Source organism: Streptosporangium sp. CA-115845, assembly GCF_050943795.1.
In the GTDB taxonomy this organism is placed as follows: domain Bacteria; phylum Actinomycetota; class Actinomycetes; order Streptosporangiales; family Streptosporangiaceae; genus Streptosporangium.
The window spans coordinates 9,258,080-9,280,057 of sequence record NZ_CP191988.1; the positions used below are offsets into that span (position 1 = coordinate 9,258,080).

21 protein-coding genes and 3 pseudogenes are annotated in these 21,978 nt (G+C 70.1%); 7 read left to right on the forward strand and 17 right to left on the reverse strand.

The genetic code is table 11. From position 1 onward, the window contains the following. Positions 1-4: 4 nt before the first annotated feature. From ACQP0P_RS43985 to ACQP0P_RS44020, 8 genes are all read right to left on the reverse strand, one after another. Entirely contained in the window at positions 5-1,009 is a 1,005-nt protein-coding gene (locus ACQP0P_RS43985; protein WP_433368002.1) for an amidohydrolase family protein, read from the reverse strand. Between the two features lie 45 nt (positions 1,010-1,054). Next, entirely contained in the window at positions 1,055-2,512 is a 1,458-nt protein-coding gene (locus tag ACQP0P_RS43990; RefSeq protein ID WP_433368005.1) for a 4-hydroxyphenylacetate 3-hydroxylase family protein, read from the reverse strand. A gap of 310 nt (positions 2,513-2,822) precedes the next feature. Then, on the reverse strand, positions 2,823-4,067 hold the full coding sequence (locus ACQP0P_RS43995; protein ID WP_433368008.1) for a flavin-dependent oxidoreductase: 1,245 nt from the start codon (positions 4,065-4,067) through the stop codon (positions 2,823-2,825). Positions 4,068-4,364: 297 nt separating this feature from the next. After that, positions 4,365-5,399 (reverse strand): zinc-binding dehydrogenase, encoded by a 1,035-nt coding sequence (locus ACQP0P_RS44000; protein WP_433368011.1) that lies wholly within the window; start codon positions 5,397-5,399, stop codon positions 4,365-4,367. Between the two features lie 24 nt (positions 5,400-5,423). Then, positions 5,424-6,611: a cytochrome P450 gene (locus ACQP0P_RS44005; protein WP_433368014.1), complete on the reverse strand. Its 1,188-nt coding sequence runs from the start codon at positions 6,609-6,611 to the stop codon at positions 5,424-5,426. 126 nt (positions 6,612-6,737) lie between these two features. Next, positions 6,738-7,877, reverse strand: a complete 1,140-nt coding sequence (locus tag ACQP0P_RS44010; RefSeq protein WP_433368017.1) for an NAD(P)/FAD-dependent oxidoreductase — start codon at positions 7,875-7,877, stop codon at positions 6,738-6,740. After that, positions 7,874-8,095 (reverse strand): ferredoxin, encoded by a 222-nt coding sequence (locus ACQP0P_RS44015; RefSeq protein ID WP_433368020.1) that lies wholly within the window; start codon positions 8,093-8,095, stop codon positions 7,874-7,876. The genes ACQP0P_RS44010 and ACQP0P_RS44015 overlap by 4 nt, the downstream gene beginning before the upstream one ends. A 16-nt stretch (positions 8,096-8,111) precedes the next feature. Continuing rightward, on the reverse strand, positions 8,112-9,572 hold the full coding sequence (locus ACQP0P_RS44020; protein WP_433368022.1) for an aldehyde dehydrogenase family protein: 1,461 nt from the start codon (positions 9,570-9,572) through the stop codon (positions 8,112-8,114). A gap of 153 nt (positions 9,573-9,725) precedes the next feature. Here ACQP0P_RS44020 and ACQP0P_RS44025 point away from each other — a divergent pair, with 153 nt between their 5' ends. Further along, positions 9,726-10,937 (forward strand): PucR family transcriptional regulator, encoded by a 1,212-nt coding sequence (locus ACQP0P_RS44025; protein ID WP_433368025.1) that lies wholly within the window; start codon positions 9,726-9,728, stop codon positions 10,935-10,937. On the opposite strand, the gene ACQP0P_RS44030 is transcribed toward ACQP0P_RS44025, so the two are convergent. The 4 genes and pseudogenes from ACQP0P_RS44030 to ACQP0P_RS44045 form a co-directional block, all read right to left on the reverse strand. Then, entirely contained in the window at positions 10,913-11,182 is a 270-nt protein-coding gene (locus ACQP0P_RS44030) for a hypothetical protein (protein WP_433368027.1), read from the reverse strand. The genes ACQP0P_RS44025 and ACQP0P_RS44030 overlap by 25 nt on opposite strands. Further along, positions 11,127-11,387 (reverse strand): annotated as a pseudogene (locus tag ACQP0P_RS44035) (hypothetical protein); the annotation flags it as partial. The gene ACQP0P_RS44030 and the pseudogene ACQP0P_RS44035, both read right to left, overlap by 56 nt. Before the next feature lie 277 nt (positions 11,388-11,664). Further along, positions 11,665-12,879, reverse strand: coding sequence for an RNA polymerase sigma factor (locus tag ACQP0P_RS44040; RefSeq protein WP_433368030.1), 1,215 nt, complete (start codon positions 12,877-12,879; stop codon positions 11,665-11,667). Next, positions 12,879-13,282, reverse strand: a pseudogene (locus tag ACQP0P_RS44045) (YciI family protein). The gene ACQP0P_RS44040 and the pseudogene ACQP0P_RS44045 overlap by 1 nt, the downstream one beginning before the upstream one ends. A gap of 854 nt (positions 13,283-14,136) precedes the next feature. On the opposite strand from ACQP0P_RS44045, the gene ACQP0P_RS44050 reads away from it, so the two are divergent. Beyond that, a complete protein-coding gene (locus tag ACQP0P_RS44050; protein ID WP_433368033.1) occupies positions 14,137-14,442 on the forward strand; it encodes a hypothetical protein in 306 nt (101 codons plus the stop codon). 318 nt (positions 14,443-14,760) lie between these two features. Beyond that, on the forward strand, positions 14,761-15,051 hold the full coding sequence (locus ACQP0P_RS44055; protein ID WP_433368036.1) for a hypothetical protein: 291 nt from the start codon (positions 14,761-14,763) through the stop codon (positions 15,049-15,051). A 394-nt stretch (positions 15,052-15,445) separates the two neighbouring features. Here ACQP0P_RS44055 and ACQP0P_RS44060 read toward each other — a convergent pair whose 3' ends face one another. The 4 genes from ACQP0P_RS44060 to ACQP0P_RS44075 form a co-directional block, all read right to left on the reverse strand. Further along, on the reverse strand, positions 15,446-16,072 hold the full coding sequence (locus ACQP0P_RS44060; protein ID WP_433368038.1) for a dihydrofolate reductase family protein: 627 nt from the start codon (positions 16,070-16,072) through the stop codon (positions 15,446-15,448). Beyond that, positions 16,069-16,545 carry an SRPBCC domain-containing protein gene (locus tag ACQP0P_RS44065; RefSeq protein WP_433368041.1) on the reverse strand — a complete coding sequence of 159 codons (477 nt, stop codon included), beginning with the start codon at positions 16,543-16,545 and terminating at the stop codon, positions 16,069-16,071. The genes ACQP0P_RS44060 and ACQP0P_RS44065 overlap by 4 nt, the downstream gene beginning before the upstream one ends. Beyond that, positions 16,542-16,880 carry an ArsR/SmtB family transcription factor gene (locus tag ACQP0P_RS44070; RefSeq protein WP_433368044.1) on the reverse strand — a complete coding sequence of 113 codons (339 nt, stop codon included), beginning with the start codon at positions 16,878-16,880 and terminating at the stop codon, positions 16,542-16,544. The genes ACQP0P_RS44065 and ACQP0P_RS44070 overlap by 4 nt, the downstream gene beginning before the upstream one ends. A 307-nt stretch (positions 16,881-17,187) precedes the next feature. Then, positions 17,188-18,261, reverse strand: a complete 1,074-nt coding sequence (locus tag ACQP0P_RS44075) for a hypothetical protein (protein WP_433368047.1) — start codon at positions 18,259-18,261, stop codon at positions 17,188-17,190. Positions 18,262-18,747: 486 nt separating this feature from the next. Between ACQP0P_RS44075 and ACQP0P_RS44080 the strand changes: the two genes are divergently transcribed. The 4 genes and pseudogenes from ACQP0P_RS44080 to ACQP0P_RS44095 all read left to right on the forward strand — a co-directional run. Beyond that, positions 18,748-19,167 (forward strand): VOC family protein, encoded by a 420-nt coding sequence (locus ACQP0P_RS44080; protein ID WP_433368050.1) that lies wholly within the window; start codon positions 18,748-18,750, stop codon positions 19,165-19,167. A 233-nt stretch (positions 19,168-19,400) separates the two neighbouring features. Further along, the gene (locus tag ACQP0P_RS44085) at positions 19,401-20,474 is read left to right on the forward strand and encodes a MerR family transcriptional regulator (protein ID WP_433368052.1); all 1,074 of its coding nucleotides are present in this window, start codon (positions 19,401-19,403) and stop codon (positions 20,472-20,474) included. A 42-nt stretch (positions 20,475-20,516) separates the two neighbouring features. Then, entirely contained in the window at positions 20,517-21,167 is a 651-nt protein-coding gene (locus tag ACQP0P_RS44090) for a hypothetical protein (RefSeq protein ID WP_433368055.1), read from the forward strand. A gap of 62 nt (positions 21,168-21,229) precedes the next feature. Then, positions 21,230-21,421 (forward strand): annotated as a pseudogene (locus ACQP0P_RS44095) (IS5/IS1182 family transposase); the annotation flags it as partial. Here the strand turns inward: ACQP0P_RS44095 and ACQP0P_RS44100 are convergent. Next, the gene (locus ACQP0P_RS44100) at positions 21,377-21,742 is read right to left on the reverse strand and encodes a hypothetical protein (RefSeq protein WP_433382522.1); all 366 of its coding nucleotides are present in this window, start codon (positions 21,740-21,742) and stop codon (positions 21,377-21,379) included. The pseudogene ACQP0P_RS44095 and the gene ACQP0P_RS44100 sit on opposite strands and share 45 nt — an antisense overlap. Positions 21,743-21,978: the final 236 nt, after the last annotated feature.

Below are 21,978 nucleotides of genomic sequence, written 5' to 3' on the forward strand. Positions count from 1 at the left end.
TGCTCTACAGGCGGAAGAGGTCGGCGGCGTTCTTGGCGAAGATCGCCTCGCGGTCGTTCTCGGTGAGCCAGTCGATGTCGTTGACCAGCAGGTGGATGTCGTCGAACCAGCCGCCGGTCTCGGGGTTGATCTGGGAGCCGGTTCCCGGCTTCTCCGTACCGAACAGGCAGCGGTCGACGCCCGCGACGCGGATGAGCAGCTCGATGGAGTCCTTGGTGTACAGGCAGGTGTCGAACCACAGGCGGCGCAGCTTCTCCAGGTACGGCGTGCCGCCGGCGCGGACGCCGGAGGGCAGGAAGCGGCCGACCTGGTAGGGGATGGCCCCGCCGCCGTGCGAAACAATGATCTTCAGGTCGGGGAAGTCCTGAAGCACCCGCGAGGAGAGCAGGCTCCAGACGGCGACCGTCTCCTCCTGGATGAAGTGCAGGCTGTACGGCTCCCGCGTCGGCGGCCGGCAACCGGCGGCGTGGATCAGCGCCGGCACGTCCAGCTCGCACAGAGCCTCATAGACGGGGTACCAGTAGCGGTCGCCGAGCGCGGGCGGCACCTGGGTGCCCTCGTAGGGGTCGGGGTTGAGCAGGGCGCCGACGAAGCCGAGTTCGGTGACGGTGCGGCGCAGCTCGGCGGTCCACTCCGCCGGGTCCAGGTCGGGGCTCTGCGGCAGGCCGGCCACGCCCTTGAACCGCCCGGGGAACAGCTCGCAGGAGCGGTGGATGATGTTGTTGGTCTCCTCGGTGAACCAGCGCACGATCTTCGAGGGCTGCTCGCTGTGCATCATCTGGTAGGGGCGGGGGGAGATGAGCTGGAGGTCGACCCCGGCGCCGTCGATGTGGTCGAAGTGGGAGACGTTCCCGAAGCTGGGGTGCGGCTCGAAGTGGGCCTCGCGCAGCCGATCGTCGCTGATGGCCGGGGGCTTGCCTCCGTGGGCTCCCCGGTGGGACAGCAGACCGGCCTTCCATGCGTACAGCTCGGCGGGGGCGGTCAGGTGACCGTGGACATCGATGATCATGAGTTCTTCCGTAGGTTCGGGGCCGCCTCGTCCGGCGGTGGATACTCAGGCGGGGAGCGGGGAGGAGATGAGGTCGGTGATGCGGCCGTCGACGGCCGAGCGGTCGTAGGTCCGCAGCAGGCGGGTGCGCCCGGCGCCCGGGTCGCCGCGGTGCAGGTACTCGTACAGCTCCTGGCGGGAGCCGAAGCCGTCGCCGACCAGGTCCCAGGCCAGGCGGAAGAGCCGCGCCTTGCGGTCCGCGCCGATGTCGTGCCCGCGCATGTACTTGTCCAGGAAGGGGCGCAGCTCGGGGTTGGCCAGGTCGGCCTCGGTCGGCTGCATGATCAGGCCCGAGGCGCCGACGCGGCGGACGATCTCCACCACCCGCGAGGAGATCTCGGCCGACCAGAAGCCCAGGCCGTAGCTGGAGGCCGGTGCGAGGAGCCCGCTCGGGGTGCGCTGGGGCGACATCTCGGCCCCGACGATGCCCAGGCGCAGGGTCTCGGCGTAGGAGATCAGCTCCCCGAGGTCCTCCTGGATGCCGCGGAAGCCGTCCACGCCGATGCTCCTGGCCAGCATGGCCGCCACGGACACGAAGACCTTGAGCCGCTCGTGGAAGCGGATGTGGGTGCTCTGCATGCTCCAGGCGTTGATGCGGCTCAGACCGCGCAGGGCCAGCATGCCGTCGCCGAGGAGGAAGAGCCGCTCCCAGGGGATCTCGACGTCGTCGAAGAAGAGCATGGCGTCCTGCTCGTCGTAGCGACTGGCGAGGGGGTGGCTGTGGCCGTTGGCGTGGGCGCCGAGCGGCTCACGGCAGAGGATCTTCAGGCCCTTGGCGTTCATCGGCAGCGCGAACCACAGGACGAACCGCTCGGCGCCGCGCTGGGCGGAGACACCGTTGAGGTAGACGAGGACCTCGTGGGAGAAGGGCGCCAGGGTGGCCAGTTGCTTGGCTCCGCGAATCACGACGCCGCGGTCGTTCTCCTCCACCACGCGTAGCGCCAGGTCGGGGTCGTCGAGCGGGCTCGCGCTGCGGTCGATCTGCGGGTCGCCGAGCGCGTGGGTGAGGACGAGGTCGTGCTCCATGGCGAAGCGGTGGTAGGCGGCGGCGTTCGCGCCGAAGCCGGGGCGGTTCTTCTCCAACTCGTCCCGGAAGTCGTGCAGGCCGACCACGACGTTGGCCATGAAGTCGGGCGAGCGTCCCTGCTGGCCCCAGCTCTCGCGCATCCACCACTCGGTGGCGGCGAACTTGGCGCGCAGCTCCTCGGGGGTGGTCGGCAGCGTGTACGAGCGGCTCACCCGGTTGCCCGTCTCGGGGGAGACGAAGGTGCCGATCTCAAGGGCCTCGGGGTCGGAGAGCCGCAGGTCGAACAGCCTGGCGAACTCGTCGATCGCGCCACGGAAGGCGGGGTGCTCGGCGACGTTCTTCACGCGCTCGCCGCCCAGCCAGACCTCCCGGCCGTCGTCGAGGCTCTCGCGGTACCTGTCACCGGTCATCGCGCCGAGGGCGCCGGTCACGTCCATCGTTGTCTCCTGGGTCGTTTTCGAAAGTCGATCGGGGATTTCCGGGGCTTCCCGTGCCGGGCTCCGCGGTCTCCGAGGCGGTCGGGCAGCCCTTTCGCGGCCGGGCGCCCCGCCTGTGGCCGACGTTACGAGCCGTCGGGAGGCGGGAGCACCGGACGGCCGCACGAAGCTCCGGGGCCGTGTTCCGACACCGTGTCGGAACACCGTGTCGGAACACGGCGGCAGGGGGCGGGGTGGGGAACAGTTGGGGACACGCCGCTGGAACACGGCGGTGGAACAGCGGTGCGAACGGTCAGGGCTGTGTGAACGGTCAGGGCTGTGCGAGCGCTGTCAGGGAGAAGCCCGCGACGTCGCGGTAGCTCTCGCCGAACCGGCTGATCTCCTCGGGGGTCATGACGTCCGCGATGTCCTCGAAGGGCTGGTCGCCGGTCCGGTCGAAGACCTCCCGCAGGAGGGCGTCGGGCGGGTTCACCCGGTTGGTCAGCACGACGCGGGAGGTGGCCTCCAGCCGCTCCGCCTCGTAGGCGCCGAGGGCCTGGTACGGGTCCCCGCTCGCGGCCAGGTGCGCGGCCAGGGCACCGGCGTCCAGGATGGCCTGGGCGGCCCCGTTCGAGCCGCGGGGCACCATCGGGTGCGCGGCGTCGCCGAGGAGTGTGACGCGGCCGTCGGTCCAGTGTCCGAGGGGGTCCTGGTCGACCATGGGGTACTCCAGCACCTCCTCCGCCGCCCGGATCATCGCCGGCACATCCAGCCAGTCGAAGTGCCAGTCGGCGAAGGGGCCGATGAAATCCTCGATCAGACCGGGGCGGTTCCAGTCGCGGGCGTCGAGCATGGGGCCCTCGACCTCCGCCACCCAGTTGACGAGCTGGTCCCCCCGGGCGTTGACGTCGTCGCGGATCGGGTAGATCACCATCTTGCCCGTCGCCAGCCACCCGGCCCGCACCATGCTCGCCCCGGTGAGGAACCGCGGCCAGACGGTCGTCCCCCGCCACATCATGTAGCCGGTGTAGTGCGGTACGGCGGTGTCGCCGTGGAGCTGCGCCCGCACGGCCGAGTGGACGCCGTCGGCGCCGACGACGATGTCGCCGCGGACCTCCGAGGTGGAGCCGTCGGCGTGCCTGACGTGTGCCGTGGCCGAGTTCCGGTCCTGGGTCACGCGGACGGCCCGGTGGTCGAGCCGTACCGCGTCGGGACCGAGCCTGTCTCGGACGGCCTGGAGCAGGACCTGCTGGAGGTCGCCCCGGTGGATCGAGAACTGCGGCCAGGGGTAGCCCGCGAAACGGCCCGCCGGCTCACGGGCGATCAGCTGCCCGAACCTGTTGAAGAAGGCGGACTCTCGGGTGGTGACGGCGACGGCCGCGAGGTCGTCCTCCAGCTCCAGTCGCGCCAGGTTGCGGGTGGCGTGCGGGAGCAGGTTGATCCCGACCCCGAGGGCGCCCAGTTGGGTGGCCGCCTCCAGCACCACGCAGTCGATCCCCGACCGGTGGAGTTCGAGCGCCAGGGTGAGACCTCCGATCCCGGCGCCGAGAACAATGACTCTGGATGTGGTTGTCATCGGATTCCTCCAGCGTGGAGACCCCGGGCCTCGGCCCTGGGGAGGAAGGGCGGCAGGGTGCCGCGGGTTGCTCTGGTACGGCCCGGCCGCTGCCGAAAGGGGCCGGGCCGGCTGGGGCCGGCCCCCTTCCGGCCGGATCCGGGGGCAGGATGGGCCCGGAACCGGACCGGGTCCGGGGTGAGGACAGGTCCGGGGTCAGGACAGGTCCGGGATGAGAACGGGTCCGGGATGAGAACGGGTCCGGGGTCAGGACAGGTCCGGGGTCAGGACAGGTCCGGGATGAGAACGGGTCCGGGGTCAGGACGTCCGCAGGACGGCCTTGAGGATCGAACCGTCGTCCATCGCGGCGTAGCCCGCGGCGGCCTCGTCGAGCCCGTAGACCCGGTCGACCAGCGGCGACGGGTCCAGCCGGCCGTTCACGACGTCGTCGATCAGCCCCGGCAGGTAGTGGCGGGCCGGCGCGACCCCGCCCGCGACGCGGATCTGCCGTCCGAAGATCCGCGCCGGCGGGATCGGCCCCACCCCGTGGGGGACGCCCACGAACCCGACCGTGCCCGCCGGGCGGACGACGTCGAGCGCCGCGTCGAAGGCGCCCTGCATGCCGACGCACTCGATGACCCTGTCGGGCAGGCGTCCGCCCAGCAGGTCGCGGACGGCCTCGACGGGCGACTCGTCCCGGGAGACCCGCAGCGTCTCCGCGCCCGCCCCCTCGGCGACCTTCAGCCGGTCGGGCCGGTCGCCGAGGAGGAGGACGCGGGCGGCACCGGCGCGCGCCGCGGCCATCGCCGCGGAGATGCCCACCGCCCCGTCGCCGACGACCACGACGGTGTCGCCGCTTCCGACACCGGCCAGCGCGGCACCGTGCGTGCCGGTCGCGAACACGTCGCAGAGCGGGATGAGCCTGCGCGCGAGGTCGGTGTCGATGTCCTCCCAGGGGAGTGCGACGAGCGTCGCGTCGGCGTGCGGGACCCGGATGGCCTGGGCCTGGGCGCCGTCCCAGTCCTTGCCCCAGATGCCCGAGCTCGCGCAGAGCGGCTGCAGGCCCCTCCGGCACTCCTCGCACTCACCGTCGGAGAACAGGAAGGGAGCGATGACGGTGTCGCCGGGGCGCAGCGTGCCGACGTCGCGCCCCACCTGCCGCACCCGGCCGATGAACTCGTGGCCGATGCCCCCCTCGCCGTGCGGCACGAGCCCCCGGTAGGTCCACAGGTCCGAACCGCAGATGCCCGTGAAGAGGATGTCGACGACGACGTCGGTGGGGTCGACGACCTGGGGGTCGGGCACCTCCCGGGTCTCGATCCGCCCCGGTTCGGCGAACCATACTGCACGCATGCTGTCCCAGCCTTTCCTCAGAGATCAGGCCGCGGCCGGGTGGACGACGACGGGCAGGGCGTCGAGCCCGCGGATGAGCTGGTTGAGCCGGCGGACCGGCTCGCCGACCTCGAACCGCTCGACCCGGCGCGCCAGCGCGGCCAGGATCGAGTGGCCCTCCAGCCGGGCCAGCCCCTGCCCCGCGCAGCCATGCATGCCGTAGCCGAACGCGAGCTGGTCCATCGGGTTGCGGGTGACGTCGAACCGGGTGGGGTCGTCCCACTTGCGCTCGTCGCGGTTGGCCGAGGCGTACAGCATCATCAGGCGCGACCCGGCGGGCAGCGGCACGCCGTCGATGTCCACGTCGCGGGTGGCGACCCGGCAGAAGAACTGCACCGGCGCCTCCATGCGCAGCACCTCGTTGAACGCGCTGGGGATCAGCGAGGGGTCCCGGCGGAGGAGGTCCCACTGCTCCGGGTTGCGCGCGAAGTACCAGACCGCGTTGCTGATCGCGTTGATCGTCGTGTCGAGCCCGGCCGTCACGTAGGCCGACATGAGGGGGACGCAGGACTCCTGGGCGATCTTCCCCTCCGCCGCGGCGTCGTAGATGGCCCGGCCCATGCTTCCCGGGGTCAGCTCCTCGGGCCTGATGCCCGACAGGTAGGCGAGCTGGTCCTGCAGGAGGGGGAACGCGGCATCCGTGCGCGCTCCGGGCGGGCCGCTGGCCGAGAAGGCGGCGTCGGCCCAGCCGAGCACCTTGTCGCGCCCGTCCTGGGGCAGGCCGATCAGGTCGAGGACGATGGAGATGGGGAAGGCGCGTGCCAGGTCGTTGACCGCGTCGAACTCCCGCCCCTGGACGAGAGGCTCGACCAGCTCGTCCGCCCGGCGCTCGATGTCCTCCTTGAGCTGCCGGATCGCCTTGGGCGACAGCCTGGCGGCCAGGACGTTGCGGAGCTTGTCGTGCTCCGGCGGGTCGGTGGCGATGATCATGCCCCTGGTGGCGGCGTTCGCCAGGTCGTTGAGGCCGATCCCCTGGGCGGAGCTGAAGGACTCCCAGTCTGCGAGGGCGGCGCGCACGTCGGCGTACCGGCCCAGCGCCCAGGCGTCGTACCTGGGGAGGTAGACGGCCGGGGCGGTGTCCCGGATCAGCTGGTAGAGGGGGAACGGGTCGGTCAGGGCCTCGTCGCTGAACAGGTCGAGATCGAGGGACGGGCCCTGGGGGGTGGAGGTCATCCTTGTGCTCCCATGTGTGGAAAGGGTGGTGGTGGAGGAGTCGGGCGCCGAGACGTCGCCGGCCGCTCGGGCGGCGACCGCTCAGACGGCGACCGCTCAGACGGAGGTCGCTCAGACGGAGGTCGCTCAGACGGAGGTCGCGAGCCGGCGCAGCTTGACCAGGGGCATGCGGTGGTTCACCGTGGCGGCGGCCACCGGCGCGCCGTCGCGGGTCCACCGGATGAGCGCGCTGCGCTCCGACATCGCTCCGGAGAGGATCTCCGCGGCCGAGCCAGGCTGGATCTCACCGCAGATCTTGATGTCGAACCCCCACTGCTCGGTCCAGAAGTACGGCGCGGGCCGGTAGGGCGATGCATCGTCCCCCTTGAGCAGGGCCTGAGCCGCGGTCCTGGCCTGGTCGATGGCACTGCCCCAGTGCGGGGTGCGCCTGGGCCGTCCGGTGCGCGTGCTGACGCGGGCGACGACGTCACCGGCGGCGACGATGCCCGGCGCGACCCGGCACCTGTCGTCGACGAGCAGGCCCGCGGGATCGCCGAGCCCCGAACCGGCCAGCCATTCGACGTTGGGCAGGTCACCCACCGCGCTGACCACCACGTCGGCCTCCAGCGTCTCCCCCCCGGACGTCCGCACCCCGGTGATCCGGTCGCCGCCCAGGAGTTCGACGCCATCGGGGGAACGGACGATCCGAACCCCCTCGTCAAGGGCGGCGCGGATCATGTGCTCGGCCAGGAAACTCCCGAACTGGCGCACCAGTGGGGGGTCTCGGTCGACGACGGTGACCTCCAGGCCGAGTCCGCGGGCCGTCGAGGCGATCTCCATGCCGAGGAAACCGCCGCCGACGACCAGCAGCGAGCCCGCGCCGGCGAGCGCGGCACGGAGCCGCAGCGCGTCGTCCAGGTCGCGCACCACGAACTCGTCGGCGTCCTCCGCCCGCAGCCGCCTGGCCCGGGCTCCCGACGCCACCACCAGGCCGTCGTAGGGGAGCTCCTCATCGCCGTCGAGCAGCACCCGCCGGCGCTCGCGGTCGAGTCCGACGGCGCGGGTCCGGGGGCGGAAGTCGATGTCCGCACGCAGCGGTGGCATGAGCACGGACTCGGGTGTCTCCGTGCCCTTGAGCATCCCCTTGGACAGCGGCGGCCGCACGTAGGGCGTGTGCCGCTCCTCGCTCACGATCGTGATGGTGCCCTCGTGACCGTACTGGCGCAGCGCGTCGGCGGCGGTGACGGCGGCGGCCGAGCCGCCGACGACCACGATGTCCCTGATCACGACCCCAGCCTGAGCGCGGCGACCGGGCAGACGCGCACGGCGGCCTCGGCGCGGTCGACCGCTTCGGGCGCGACCTGCTCCACCAGGACGGTCAGCTCGCCCTCGTCGTCGAGTTCGAGCAGGTCGGGGGCGGCTTCGGCGCAGAATCCGTAGCCCTCGCAGCGTGACTGGTCGAGGACGATCCTGATGGGGGCACCCTTGTCGAGCGCGTTGGTCATGGCGGTCTCCGAGAGATCAGACGGGGTAGGTGGGCGGGGTGGGCCGGGCGGTGATCCACTGCCAGTAGGTGAACTCGTCCAGGTTCCAGTGCCCGCCGTAGCGGCCGCCGTTACCGGATTCGCCCATGCCGCCCATCGGGACGTGAGCCGAGTCGTTGATCGTCTGCCCGTTGATGTGGACCATGCCGGTGCGCAGCCGCTCGGCCAGCGCGAGCCCTCGCTGCATGGACCGCGTGTGGATCGCCGCGGAGAGGCCGTAGGCGGTCCGGCCGGCGAGCTCGGCCGCCTCATCGTCCGAGGCGAAACGGGTCACAGGGATCACCGGGCCGAAGATCTCCTTGGTGAAGGCCTCGGCGTCCGGGGAGACCCGGTCGAGAACGGTGGGCTGGTAGAAGGGGCCCTCGTGCGAACCGCCCGTCCGCAGCACCGCGCCGGACTCCACCGAGGAGGTGACGATGGCGTGGACCCGGGCGGCCTGATTCACGTCGATGAGGGGGCCCACCCGCACCTCGGCGCGCTTGGGGTCGCCGACGACGAGGGAACGGGCGTGCTCGGTGAGCCGCTCGGCGTACTCGTCGGCGATCCGCTCGTGCACGAGGTGGCGGCCGGTCGCCATGCAGATCTGCCCCTGGTGCAGCAGGGACCCCCAGGCCGCGTTGTTGACGGCGGCATCCAGGTCGGCGTCGTCGAGGACGATGAGCGCGTTGTTCCCGCCGAGTTCCAGCACCACCCGCTTGAGCATGGCGCCGGCGACCTCGCCGACCCGGTGTCCGGCGGCGGAGGAGCCGGTGAAGGAGATGACCGACGTGTACCGGGAGCGCACGACGGCCTCTCCCGTCCGCGCGTCACCGGGAAGGACGTGCAGCAGCCCGGTCGGCAGACCCGCGGCCTCGAAGATCCGGGCGAGCACCGTCCCCCCGCTCAGCGCGGTCTTGACGTCCGGCTTGAGCAGGACGGCGTTGCCGAGGACCAGCGCCGGGGCCACCGACCTGATGGCGAGCATCAATGGAGCGTTCCAAGGGGTGATGACGCCGACGACGCCCACGGGAACGCGCCTGGCCATGCTCAGCACGGAGGCGTCCTCGTGCGGCAGGAGCTGCCCGTAGGGCTGATCGGCGAGACCGGCCGCCGCACGCAGCTCGTCCAGTGCCTTGGAGACCTCCTGACCGGCCTTGGCCCGGATGCTGCCCGTCTCCCGCATCATCATCTCGACGACGTCGGCCCGCATGGACTCCAGCGCCTGGGCCGCCCTGACCATGACGGAGGCCCGCTCCTTGTAGGAGGCTCTGGACCATTCGCGCTGCGCGGCCGAGGCGCTCTTCCCGGCCCGCTCGACGTCCGCGACGTCGGCGAGGCCGATCATGCCGATCGGTTCGCCGGTCGCCACCTCGCGTACGTCGGCGGTTCCGCCACCGCCGGGACGCCATCCGTCGGAGAACAGGCGGCCGGAGACCGCAGTAAAATCACACTGGCTCAACGAAACGCTCCAATCCTGGGCGGCTCCTCGAAACCGCCATGAAACCCGCGTTTCGAGGAGGCTACGCGCGCCGTCTGGTAATCGCCTCGTAACAGATGAACTAATCTGCGGGCGAATAATCCGACACGGTGTCGGACGGGAAGGGGGGCTTCCATGAGTCTCGACGACATGCTTCAGACACTGGCGGAACGGCTCGGCCGCCCTCTGGTGCTCTACGACACCGACTTCAACGTCGTGGCGTTCAGCGTCCACGAGAACGACGTGGACGAGGTCCGGCGGTCGGTGATCCTGTCCCGCAGGGCCAGCGCCCGCGCCCGGGAGATGATCGCCGCCTATGAGGTGAGAAGGGCCCACAACCCCGTGCGCCTGCCCCCGCACGACGGCACCCCCGCGCGGGTCGTCTACCCGGTCTGGTATGACCTGTACCTCGTCGGATACATCGCCTACATCGATCACGACCCCGGCGGGGAGGTGCCGGCGCGCCACCGTCGGCTCCTCTCGGTGGCGGAGCCAGAGATCGGTGCTCTACTGACCCTGCGGACACTGCAGCGCCAGCGGAACGGGGAACGGTCCCACCGCCTGCTGACCGAGCTCCTCTCGGGGGACGCCGCGAAACGGGAGACGGCCGCCGCGGAGCTGCTGGAGATCGAGGCGGTGAGTTCCGCTGCCCAATACTCCACGATGGTCTTCAGGCCGACCGGGCCGACAGGGGCGCGGTCCACGGGAACCGGGCTCGTGGTGGAGCAGGCCCTGACGGAGATCGCGCAGTCGACCTCGCTGAAGGCGTGCGGGGCGGTGCTCGGCCAGGAAGGGGTGGTGGTCATCCCTCGTCGGGTGAACCCCGACCGGCTGGCCAAGCTGCTCAGGCGTCCGGGGCTGGAGGCGCTCCGGGCCGGGGCCGGCAACGCCCGGCCGTCCCTGGCGCAGGTCCACGCCTCGCACCGTGAGGCGGTCATGGCCTGCCGCGCGGCAACGGCCGACTCGGCCCGATACGGCCAGTCGGCCCACTGGAGCGGCCTGGGCCTGGATCGCCTGCTCGTCCAGTTGCCGCTGGAGTCACTGACCCTGGAGGACCTCCCGGTGCCGGTCCGCCGCCTGCTGGAGGCGCCATCGGGTGCGAAACTGGCGGCGACTCTGGAAAGCTACCTCGACAGCGGCGCCGACGCCCAGGAGACGGCCGCCTCCCTGATCATCCACCGCAGCACCCTGTACTACCGGCTCGACAAGATCCGCGAGATCACGGGGAGCGACCTCAGGGACGGACGGGTGCGCTGCGAGCTCCACACCGGACTGCGGGTGGCGGCGCTCGCCGGTCTGCGCCCCGCGGACGGCGGGCCGTCTCACGCGGCGCAGGTGTCGAAATAGGGCAGTGCGCCGACGTAGCGGAACCAGTCGACACGGCTGAGCCCGCCGTCCGAGATCGCGCACGCCCGTTCGCGGGCGTGCGCCCGCAGGTCGACGAGCTCGGTGAGGTCCCACAGGACGACGAAACCGTCCAGTCGGCCCGTGGTGACCGTACGGCCGTCGGGCGAGAACGCGGCTGCGAAGCGGTAACCCGCCGGGAGCCGCACGCGCGGCAGGCCGGAATCGCGGCATACCGCCACCCTCACGAAACCACCGCGGCCCCAGCGGCATCGACACACCGCACGCGACAGCGGCCTCCTCGCTCGACAGCCCTTCGGCGATCAGCCTCCAGAACCTCTGCCTCTCCTCACGCCGGTTGACCGGAAGCCGCCCCGGTGATCGAAGCGGCGGACGACCAGCCTGAAGCGCCGCATGCGCCCTTCCTTGCGCCACAACATCCTCCTCGAAGATCGAGGTGTTGCGACGACCGGTTGAATCCGCCCAGTACACCTCCTTCCGGTTCACCTGAGGTCTCTATCAAACCCGGGGCGGTTCATACATCGCCGCTCGGAAGCGCCTGCTGGGCCACGGTCGGTCCCGGACGAGGTCCACGCGCCGACCACAGGCGAGTTCCTCCCCGGGTTCGCCGCGCTCCCGCCGTCCGCGTTCGGGGATTCGGCCGACGTGGCCGACGCGATCGACGGCATCCGGGCCGCGCTCGAATCCCGGCTGGCCGAGCTGAAAAAAGTCAGCCCAGCGTGGCCGCCTTGCGCAGCAGCACTGAGCGTTCGCGCTGGTTGGCGCAGAGCCGGGCCGCCAACTCCAGCTCGGCGCGCGCCTCCGGTCGCCGTCCGAGCCGGGCCAGCAGCTCGCCGCGTACGGTCGGAACCAAATGCGAACCGGGGAGCCGGTTCGAGGCGATCAGCTCGTCCACGATGGCCAGGGCTTGCGCCGGGCCCGAGGCCATGGCCACGGCGACGGCCCGGTTGAGCTCGACCACCGGCGAGGGCACGACCCGGTCGAGCGCCTCGTAGAGCACCACGATCCGGTCCCAGTCGGTCGCCTCGACCGAGGGCGCCGACGCGTGGGTGGCGGCGATCGCGGCCTGCAGGCCGTAGGGGCCGAGGCCGCGAGTCGATGCCTTGGTCAGCGCGGCCAGCCCACGGCGAATCGCCGAGAAGTCCCACCGCCGCCGGTCCTGGTCCTGGAGCAGGACCGGCGAACCGTCCGGGCCGGTCCGGGCCGGGAAGCGCGCGGCCGTCAGCTCGCACAACGCGAGCAGGCCGTGCACCTCCGGCTCTTCCGGCTGCAGCGCGGCCAGCGTGCGGGCCAGCCGGATCGCCTCGTACGCGACGTCGGGGCGCAGCAGCCGGTCGCCCGACGTGGCCGTCGACCCCTCGGTGAAGATCACGTAGATGACGCTGAGCACGCCGCACAGCCGTTCCCGGCGCTCGCCGGCCAGCGGCAGCTCGAACGGTACCCCGGCCGCCGCGATCGTCTTCTTGCCCCGGGTGATGCGGGCCTGCACGGTCGGCACGGGTACCAGGAACGCGCGGGCGATCTCCTCGCTGGAAAGGCCGCCGACCACGCGCAGGGTCAGCGCCACCCGGGCCTCGGGGGAGAGCACCGGGTGGCAGCTGACGAACATCAGCGCCAGGACGTCGTCGTCGATCCTGTCGGGGTCGATTTCTTCGTCGACCGCCGGGTCGGCCGCCAGCAGGGCATATCGGTCCCGGAGGGCGGTCCGGCGGCGGATCGCGTCGATCGCCCGCCGCCGGGCCGTGGCCATCAGCCAGCCGGCCGGATTCGCCGGAGGGGCGAGCGGCCACGACACCAGCGCCTCGGCCACCGCCTCCTGGGCCGCGTCCTCGGCCAGCCCGAAATCGCCGGTGAACCGGGTCAGCGCGGCGACGATCCGCGCCGACTCGATCCGCCAGACGGCCTCGACATCGGCCGTACCCATCAGATCCGGCCGTTGCTCTCGGGTCCGGCCCAGTCTTTAACGATCACTCGTCGACCTGCGGGACCTCATTGCTCCCGGGCACCCGCCGGACCTCGATCTTGGCCCCGGGGGCCGCCGGGACCCGCTTGGCCCACTCGACCGCCTCCTGTTTCGAGGCGACATCGAGCAGGAAGAAGCCCCCGAACAGTTCCTTGGTCTCCCCGTACGGCCCGTCCGTGACCACCGGGGCCTCGCCGCTGAAGTCGACCACGACGCCCTGGCCCGGATCGTCCAGCCCTTCGGCCGCGACGTAGACGCCGGCCTTGAACAGGTCCTCGATGAACTGGCGGGTCGTGGCCATCATCTCGTCGATGTTGGCCATCACGGCCGCGTTCGACTCGTCGGTGCCCCGCATGATCAGCATGTACTTCGGCAACACATTCTCCTCGTCCAGCGGGGCCGCCTCTCGGCTCTCGCACCCTCACGTCGAACGAGTGGCCCGCAGATCGACACGGCCCCGGAGAAATCTCTCGCTGCGACGCAGCCGATCCCTCCGACCCGAGTTTCGCCCGTCAGAGCAGCCCCTGAGCGATGGCTGACGCGGACGCCCTGCTGATCAGAAAGTTTATCGTCGCATCTTTGGAAGGCGGCGACGCTCACACAGATCTGGGGAAAAGCATTCGGGACGCGCTCAGTGATTTCTTTCCGCTACCGGGCTGAAGAGAGGGCGACGGGAATCTTTAGCGGCGTTTCGCCCGCGGCGCACTCTCATGCCGCGATCCGGGCACCGACGCGCCCCTCCTGGTGACCCGGCGTAAGTCTCGGAGGTGCTGGCAAGAGTCGCCGACCCGGCGTCGCGCCCAGGACCCCTGCGATCAGCCGATCGGATTAACAGGTCGATGATGCGGCTTGGGCAGTGGCGCCTCGTGCGTGTTCGAGTTCGATGGCCGGTTCGGCGATGGCCTGCCGCAGGACGGTATTGAGCCGTCGCTCTTCCCCAAGCCGTTATCGACGTGACCTCACCGTCACAGCTCGCTATGCGTGATAGATCACCATCAGCGCCAATCAGGGCATACGCGAAGATCAGAGGGTCGGGTGGCCCAGGGCGTCTCAGCCCTGGGTTCCCACGGAACCGCGCGTAACCGTCGCCCGTTACACGGCTCTTCTCATCCTTTCCAGAGGAAGTTGCTCTCCCAGGCCCAGTGCTTGAACAGGCCGGGGTCTCGATCGAGGATCCTGGTCCACCAGGCTTTGAACCGCTTGAGGGAACGCAGCCGCTTGTATTTCTTCCGGGCCCCGATGCGGGGCGATGGAGAGCACCCCGAGCGGGTCTTCCGGCTCCCCGACGCCCAAGGTCGCCACGTCGACCTCCGCTTCGACGATTTCGACGCTGAGGTGCCGGAGAGTCCGAACCTGCTGGATGACGTACTGGCGACCGAGCACGCCGCGGTGTGGTCCGGCGTCACGGTCAGGCACGGGATTTCGTTCGCCGACCTGCACCTGTGGTTCGCGGGCTTCCTACCCGGCTTCTGCAAACTGGCCGTGGACGGGGGAACCGAACTGGACCAGGAGCGCGGTGGCTGATTCCCCTTTGGTGTCGTGCGGGGCGACTGGTTCGCCTACCTGGCGGTACGCCCGGCCCTGGAGGGCGCCGGAGTCGAGTTCGAGGCACGTGCCTACGGAGCGCATGGCGAGGAGGCCGCGATCGCGATGGTCGAGCAGATCCAGGCATGGGACCGGCAGGCCCGGCTCCCACGTTCGCCTTCTGGCCGACCGGCTGCGACCGCGCCCAGATACCCGAAGGCGCGATGGTCCTCGGCAAGACCCAGGTCTTCTTGGCGGCTCCGTACACGATCTTGGTGAGTCACGTGGGGGCCCCTGGCCACACATGAGTGCCCGCTCGTGAGATCCGACCTGAGCGATGCCGCTACGAACGCTGGGCGCGGCGTGCACCCCCGCCGGCTGCCCACCCCCGAACGGCGTGGGCGCCTGTTCACCGACCTGGCCCGGGCATGGTGGCAGTGGGGCAAACCTGAACAGACCGCGCTGGCGCTGCTGAACGCATGCCAGGAGTCTGTCAGTGAGGTCCGCACCCGGCCGGCCATCCGCGCGATGGCGGTGACCTTGATCAACCAACACCCTCGGGTGTCTGGCGTGCAGACCCTGGCCACCACCATCGGTTACCGGCGCTGACCTGTACGGCCCTCGTACCCCGCCCGCCCCATCGCGACATACCGGTAGTCCACGGGTTCCTCGGCCTCAGCGCAGAGACAGGCGAATCCCCTCGGGGTCGACTTCTCTCAGAAACGGGGGACGGTTTCTCTCCCTCGGGTTGATCGGCCCGGCGTGGCGGCGCGAGCCCGAAGGGACCGCGCCGCCACGCCTCAGCACCCGGCCTCGATCGACCGACCATGGCCAGGCGGCTGCCTCGGCCCGTGCGTCGCCGTGCCATGCCTGGTCTCGGATATATCCGTGTTCGGACAGTGGCCGCACCACTCCGGCGCCCGAAGTCGAGTCACGGGGTGTTGTAGGTGCGAGAATGCGGCGTGATCAAACCCGGTGAACGTATCCGGTCCTGGTCGCCGCACTAGACAAAGGCCGTGACGCCCTCGTATTCCGCTACCGGGGCAGCACCGACAGTCTCGTACTGGAGCAGCAGCAGGCCGTTCGCCGTCACCTCGTGGTGGACGAGTCGAAGGCCGACGGGTCCGCTCGGGTGGTCGAGCAGCCGCCGCCCGGAACCGGTCACGGCCGGGGCGACGACGAGCCGGAGCGTGTCGACGAGGCCCGCCGCCAACAGGGCGTTGCCGAGTCGCGCACTCCCGTGGATCTGGAGTTCCCGTCCTGGCTGCGCCTTGAGTTCCCCGACGGTCTGGATCGGGTCGCCGCGGAGCACGGTCGTCGGATGCCAGCTCCCTTCGGTGAGGGTGTTGGTCACCACATACTTCGGTAGTGAGTTCATCCGCTCGGTGTACGGGTCGTCCGGGTCGGTGATCTGCGGCCAGTCCCGGGCGAACGCTTCGTAGGTTCGCCGCCCGAGCAGCAGACCGTCGGCGAGGTCCAACCAGTCGGAGGTACGCCGGACGAAGAGTTCGTCCAGGTGGGGCACGAGCCAGCCGCCCCGGGTGAAGCCGTCGCTCGTATCCTCGGTCGGCGAGCCGGGGCCCTGGCTGACCCCGTCGAGGGTGACGAACTCCGTGAGAGCGATCTTCACCGCGCGGCCTGGCTCTCCGCGACCACGGCGAGTTGCTTGGTGACCGAGCCATAGCCTTCGAAGAAGCCGAGTTCCTCATGGCGTGCGCGGGCGGCCGGATCGCCGTGCCGGACGATGATCCGGTAGTCCGTGCCGTCCGGATGATCGCTCAGCGTGATCTCGGCTGTCATGGGCACCGGCGCGGGATTCGCGGGGCGCCAGGCGCTGTCGATCGCGTTCGTGAACACAATCCGTTCGAGCTCGTCGACGACGAGGAAGCTCGCGTTGATGTGCGGGACGAAGTCCACCCCGTCGTCGCTCAGTCGCGTCACGAGCGCGCCGCCGGGCCGGACGTCGAGGCGGTCGACGCGGCACACGGTCGGCGCCGGGAGCCACCACTTCTCAAAGCGGGAGGGATCGGTCCACGCGCTCCACACTGCGGCGCGGGGGGCGCGGATGACCCGCCGCAGGGTCAGGTCAAGATCGGGGTTCATGGTCGTCTCTCCTTCGGATCGATGACGAGGCGTTCGAGCCGGTCGGTGCGCTCTTCCCAGATCTGGCGCTGCTCCGCGAGCCAGCCGTCGACGAGAGCGAGACGGTCGCGGTTGAGCACGCAGGTGCGCACCCGGCCGAGCTTGACCGTGCGGATCAGGCCGTTCTCCTCGAGCGTCCGCACGTGCTTCATAAAGGAGGGAAGGGTCATCGGGAACTCGCGGGCGAGATCGCCCACGCTCGTCGGACCGCGGCCAAGGCGTCGGATGACGCCGCGCCGCGTCGGGTCGGCGAGGGCGACGAACACGCCGTCGAGCTCCGCCGAATACTGTGCCATGCGGCTAAGTATTGCCCACCGAAACACTTAGCGCAAAGGCAAAGTGTTCAGGTCGTCCCAGGCGCCCGGCCATGGCGGCGGCAGGCCAAGACCTTGATCGGTTTCGACGGCGGATCGGGCCCCTCCAGGCTGGTGATCCCCGCAGCGTCCCGGATCTTGATGTGGAACGGCGGCAGATCGGCCGCCCATCCGAATCCTCCACGACAGAGCGACACCTGCCGGAATCACCGCGTCCCTGGTCGATGAGCGGGTGCGGGGAGTCCTCGCCCACACCGGCGCCTACTCAAACACCTGAACGAACACCGCACTAGCGGGCCACGTACGTGATCATCGCCGGGTGGTCGACCTGGACGGCGCCGTTGTAGCAGGTGACGTACCGGATGCTCACGTACGCCGGGTACGACTCCCAAGGGGCGAACAGGTTGCAGAACTCCGAGCCGTAGCCGAACGCGGTGACCTGGACGTTGTCCCGGTATCCGTTGAGACCACCGAAGATCACCTGCTTCCTGGCGACCGCGGGCCTGCTGAGCTGCACGCCCCCGGACTGCGAGTTGTGGCTGACCGGGTACGGCGTCGGCACGTAGACGCCCGAGGTGTCGGGGGCGTTGTCGAAGGTGTAGGCGAAGCGGTACGGCTGAGGTGTCCAGGTGATGGCCCGCTCACGGTGGTAGGTCAGGCTCCATCCGGTGTTCAGCGATGTGCCGGTGGCGTCGTAGCAGCGCACCACGATGCTCTGCGCGGCCGTCGTCGCGCTCCATCCACCCAGCTTGCAGCGTGCCGGTACGGCCGAGTCGACCGCGGTGACCTGGATGTTCCCGGCGTGGCCCGCCGAGCCGAGCCCCGGCAGGGTGACCCGCCACGTTCCCGGGGCCGTCAGCGGCTCGGCGGTGTTCACCGCGGTCGGCGCCGAGGAGTTGAACCGCGCGGCCACGGCGGAGCCGTCCCAGTGCACGTACCCGAACGCCTGGGGCGCGGGCAGGTACTGGGCGCTGTACCCGAAGGTGACGGAGAACCACGAGGCGATCGGGCCCACACCGTACCGGTGGCACTGCACCGCCACGATCTCGTCGGCGCCCGACTGCCACCAGCCCTGGACCTGGCACCAGTCGGCGGACTGGGAGATCGCCGTGACGTGGGCGACTCCCCCGGTGGCCATGCCGATCTGCGGGAACCTCACGAACACCTGGCCGGGGCCGCCCGGGGTGGCCTCGACCTTGAGCCCGTCCGGCCACGAGCCCGCCTGGCGCATGGAGTCCACGACGGCGCCGCTCCTGACGACGGCGAACCCCCGGCGGGGAGGCTCGGCCGCCGCGGCGTCCGGGGCGGCCGCGGCGAGCCCGGTCGCGGCCAGGGCCGCGATGCAGAGCGTTCGTACGATCACTGCCCATAGCCGGCGCATGTCATCCTTCGTCCACATCGGAGTGGTGGTCGTGAGCGGGGCTCAGGCTCTTGATAACCCGCCGACCGGGCGGCTGAGAAGGCCCAATTTGACCGATGGACTTGACTCCTGTTCGACAGATACGGCCATGCCGTGGATGTCGATGCCGGGCTGGTTGGTGCGCCGGCGCGTCCCAAGCCGTCAGAGTGGGGCCATTTCAGCCGTCACAACCACCCGCCCCGGGCCGACTTCACCAGCCAACACCACGCCCTCGGCATTCTGCCCGTACGCCACCAGCCGGAATTGCTCCTCGCCACGGCCTGGTGATGAGCAGGTTGTCAGGGCGGATGTCGCCGTGCACCAGCGTGCTGCCGTCCGCGCCGCCCAGTCACACCTGTCATCGCAGCTTCCCGGTGCCGAACGGCTGGTCGGGCCGGAGCCCGGTTCGAGTGCGACATCCTGGTCGGACGCACGGAAGGGGATCGCGGGATGAGCAAGGCGACCACCGGCATGCTGCACCATGTCGAGCTCTGGGTGCCGGACCTGCCACGGGCCGTCGCCGGCTGGGGGTGGCTGCTGGGCGAACTGGGCTACACCCTCTTCCAGAACTGGGCCGACGGGCGTAGCTGGCGGCTCGGCTGCACCTATCTGGTCCTTGAGCAGTCGCCCGCTCTCAGCGCGGCCGAACACGACCGGCGGCGCCCCGGCCTGAACCATCTCGCCTTCCACGTCGAGAGCCGGGCCATGGTCGACACCCTGGCCGAGCGGGCACCGCGGCACGGCTGGACCCTGCTGTTCCCGCAACGTCACCCCCATGCCGGTGGCGAGCGGCACTATGCCGCCTACCTGGAGGACGCCGACGGATTCGAGGTCGAACTCGTCGCCCCCGAAACATCACCTCGAACCTGACACCGACCCACGGCTCCGGCCGAGCACATGCGGCCGCCACCACCCCGGCGGCCCGCCTCGTCCTCCGCAGGAAACGCAACTGGGGATTCCATCGCGCCCCCACCGAAACCGTCATCTGGTTCGAACTCAACTAAGAGCCTCCGCCAGTAGGTGCTTTCGTGCTCGCGCCTCCGTCGGCTGCTGACCGAGTGCGATTTGACCTTCAAGTTGGATGAACCTCGAGAATCGCGGTCATGGACGGCACCACGGAACTGGTGAGCATCAGCGCCTTCGCACGGCGCGTCGGTCTCGCCCCGAGCGCGCTGCGTTTCTATGACGACTGCCACGTTCTGCGACCTGCGCACGTCGACGGGGTGACCGGTTACCGCTATTACAGCCCTGACCAGGAACCTCGGGCCCGTCTGGTGCGAAGTCTGCGGGAGGCGGATCTGCCGCTGGCCGACGTCACCGCGGTGCTCGACGGTTCCGCGGAAGAAGCCCGCGCTGTGCTGGAGCGGCACCGGAGCAGAGTGCGGAATCAGATCCAGGCGGCTGATGCCACGATCGCGGCGGTTCTGCGCTCCTTCTCCGAGGCTGGATCTCCGGCCTGGGTGCGAGTCGGCGGTGTCGAGTTGGCCAGTGCGGCCCGTCAGGTCGCGCCGGCCGTCGGCCACGACGAGCAACACCCGGAACTCAGGTGTGTCCTCGTCGAGATCGACGATGCCGAGGTCCGGCTGGTGGCCACCGATCGTTACCGCCTCTCGATGCGCATCCTGAAACCGGCAGCGATGGATGGACCTTCCTGCCGATTCCTGATGGACGCGGCCGCCCTGATCGAGATCGGGGCGTGGGCTGCGCGTTCCGCCGAGGTGACCATCGAGATCGGACCGGACGGGGGCAGAGCACACAGTACGTCCGAATCCCGCACTGTCCCGGTGGTCGACGGCCGGTTCCCTGCCTACCGCGAAATGCTTTCCGCCCTTGCTCTCCCTGAATGCCGCGTGATCGTGGACCGGCTGGCGCTGCTCGCCGCCGTCTACAACTGCGGCGACACGCCAGGGATCGCCCTGAGGCTCGGCGAAGACGAAGTTGTCGTTTCGCTGCCTGATCACTCCTATGCCACTGCCCTGCCTGCCGTCTGCCAGGAGGACCTGCCACTGAGGATCGGCTTCGACCCGGCCGTCCTGGCACCAGCCTTGGAAGCCAGCGTCGGCCCCGACGTCCTACTGGAGATCTCCACCGTGACCCAACCGGTCGTCGTGCGTTCCGCGGACCAAGGAAGCTTCACCACCTTGGTCATGCCGATCAGCCTCGACGCCCACGGCTGACCTTTCCGCAACGCCTCAGACACCCGCCCCCGAGGAGCCGAGATGAACCCCGAAAACGTCGTCGTGCAACTGTGCACGAAGGGCATGCAAGCCGAAGGCGAAGGCCGGGAGGCCGACGCGCGTGACCTGTTCCTGCGGGCATGGGAAGCCGCCGAGAACGACTACGACGCCTGCATAGCCGCGCACTACCTCGCCAGGCACCAGCCGACGCCGCAGGAGACGTTGCGCTGGAACCAGGAGTGCCTGACCCGTGCCGACCGGGTCGGCGACGACCGCGTCCGCGGCTTCTACGCCTCACTCCACGGCAACATGGGCCGCGCCCACTTGGACCTCGGTCAGGCCGACCAGGCCCGTAAGCACTTCGAGTCGGCGGCCGAGCATCTGGCCGACGTTCCGGCAGGCCCGTATGGAGAATGGCTCGGTCTTTGCATCGCCAGAGGGCTGCGGGCCACGGATACAGCGGCGGGGGCAGAGGATGAAAACCCGATTCGCGCACTCCTCATGCGGCTTTGCGAACGCGCCGATCTCGAATCGCTGAGTCTGCTTCTTCCCGCCTATATGGGCAGTCTCGGCAGGCCTGAGGACGAGGAGCGCATCACGACCGCCCTGCGCATGCTCCACGCCGAGCGCCGCCTTCCCGATCCAGAGCAGACCGCTCTCAGCCACGCGATCAGGCTACGGTCCGCCGCTTAGGCCGTTCGCAGCCATGCTGCATGCTCACCGGGGGAACTGTGCCTGCCGTCCCGTCATGCGTTCTCGACCCGAGCGGACGCTGGGTAGTCGAGCGAACGAATTCCTGGATGAACAACTTCGGTAAGCTCCTCCGCTGCACCGAGCGACGGGAAGCCCCAGTTGAGTTCTTCATCGCCCTGGCCAGTGCCATCATCACCGTCCGCTGCCTGCTACGACGCGCTTGGGCCCTCTACCGCTGGGACACCCGTCCTTGACGATGACCTACTGGCGGACGCCCTGACAGGCCGGCGTGGCGGCACGAACCCGGAGGGGCCGCGCCGCCCGGGCAGCGGCTCGACGCTCACTCCGCGCCGGCCCAGCCGATCGACCAGATTCTTCGTCAGCGACCCGCGAACCGGCTCCCCCGCCCCGACGTCCACGAAGAAACCCGCCCGTCGATCGGCGAACGCCCGCGTCAACACCACGTCCTCGGCGTTCTGCCCGTACGCCACCAGCCGGAACCGCTCGTCACTCTGGCCCATCTCCCGATGCAAGCCGCTACGCGGCCTGCCGTACAGCCCCAACGTGATCACCATTGGTGTCGAGGAGGCCATGAACCACCGGTTGCGCGCGGCGGCGGAGCAAGGGCGGAGGACGTCGGCGTCTCTCCCGACGGCACCGGATCGCACCGGCTCATGATCGGTGGCGACGCCGGGCCCTTCACCGACCCGGACGGGTTCGCATGGGAGGCCGCGTCGCCGGTCCCCACGCCCTGATGTGTCACCGCTGCCTGATCGACGACCCCGAGAGGGCGGTGCCGGGCTATCGACAT

Bases quoted from the DNA above. Each gene is read 5' to 3' on its own strand.
- ACQP0P_RS44005 (WP_433368014.1), bottom strand. From the start codon at position 6,611: ATGACCTCCACCCCCCAGGGCCCGTCCCTCGATCTCGACCTGTTCAGC.
- ACQP0P_RS44065 (WP_433368041.1), bottom strand. From the start codon at position 16,545: ATGAACCCCGATCTTGACCTGACCCTGCGGCGGGTCATCCGCGCCCCC.
- ACQP0P_RS44100 (WP_433382522.1), bottom strand. From the start codon at position 21,742: ATGGTGATCACGTTGGGGCTGTACGGCAGGCCGCGTAGCGGCTTGCAT.
- ACQP0P_RS44000 (WP_433368011.1), bottom strand. From the start codon at position 5,399: ATGCGTGCAGTATGGTTCGCCGAACCGGGGCGGATCGAGACCCGGGAG.
- ACQP0P_RS44090 (WP_433368055.1), top strand. From the start codon at position 20,517: ATGAACCCCGAAAACGTCGTCGTGCAACTGTGCACGAAGGGCATGCAA.
- ACQP0P_RS43985 (WP_433368002.1), bottom strand. From the start codon at position 1,009: ATGATCATCGATGTCCACGGTCACCTGACCGCCCCCGCCGAGCTGTAC.
- ACQP0P_RS44085 (WP_433368052.1), top strand. From the start codon at position 19,401: ATGGACGGCACCACGGAACTGGTGAGCATCAGCGCCTTCGCACGGCGC.
- ACQP0P_RS44040 (WP_433368030.1), bottom strand. From the start codon at position 12,879: ATGGGTACGGCCGATGTCGAGGCCGTCTGGCGGATCGAGTCGGCGCGG.
- ACQP0P_RS43995 (WP_433368008.1), bottom strand. From the start codon at position 4,067: ATGACAACCACATCCAGAGTCATTGTTCTCGGCGCCGGGATCGGAGGT.
- ACQP0P_RS44080 (WP_433368050.1), top strand. From the start codon at position 18,748: ATGAGCAAGGCGACCACCGGCATGCTGCACCATGTCGAGCTCTGGGTG.
- ACQP0P_RS44070 (WP_433368044.1), bottom strand. From the start codon at position 16,880: ATGGCACAGTATTCGGCGGAGCTCGACGGCGTGTTCGTCGCCCTCGCC.
- ACQP0P_RS43990 (WP_433368005.1), bottom strand. From the start codon at position 2,512: ATGGACGTGACCGGCGCCCTCGGCGCGATGACCGGTGACAGGTACCGC.
- ACQP0P_RS44015 (WP_433368020.1), bottom strand. From the start codon at position 8,095: ATGACCAACGCGCTCGACAAGGGTGCCCCCATCAGGATCGTCCTCGAC.
- ACQP0P_RS44025 (WP_433368025.1), top strand. From the start codon at position 9,726: ATGAGTCTCGACGACATGCTTCAGACACTGGCGGAACGGCTCGGCCGC.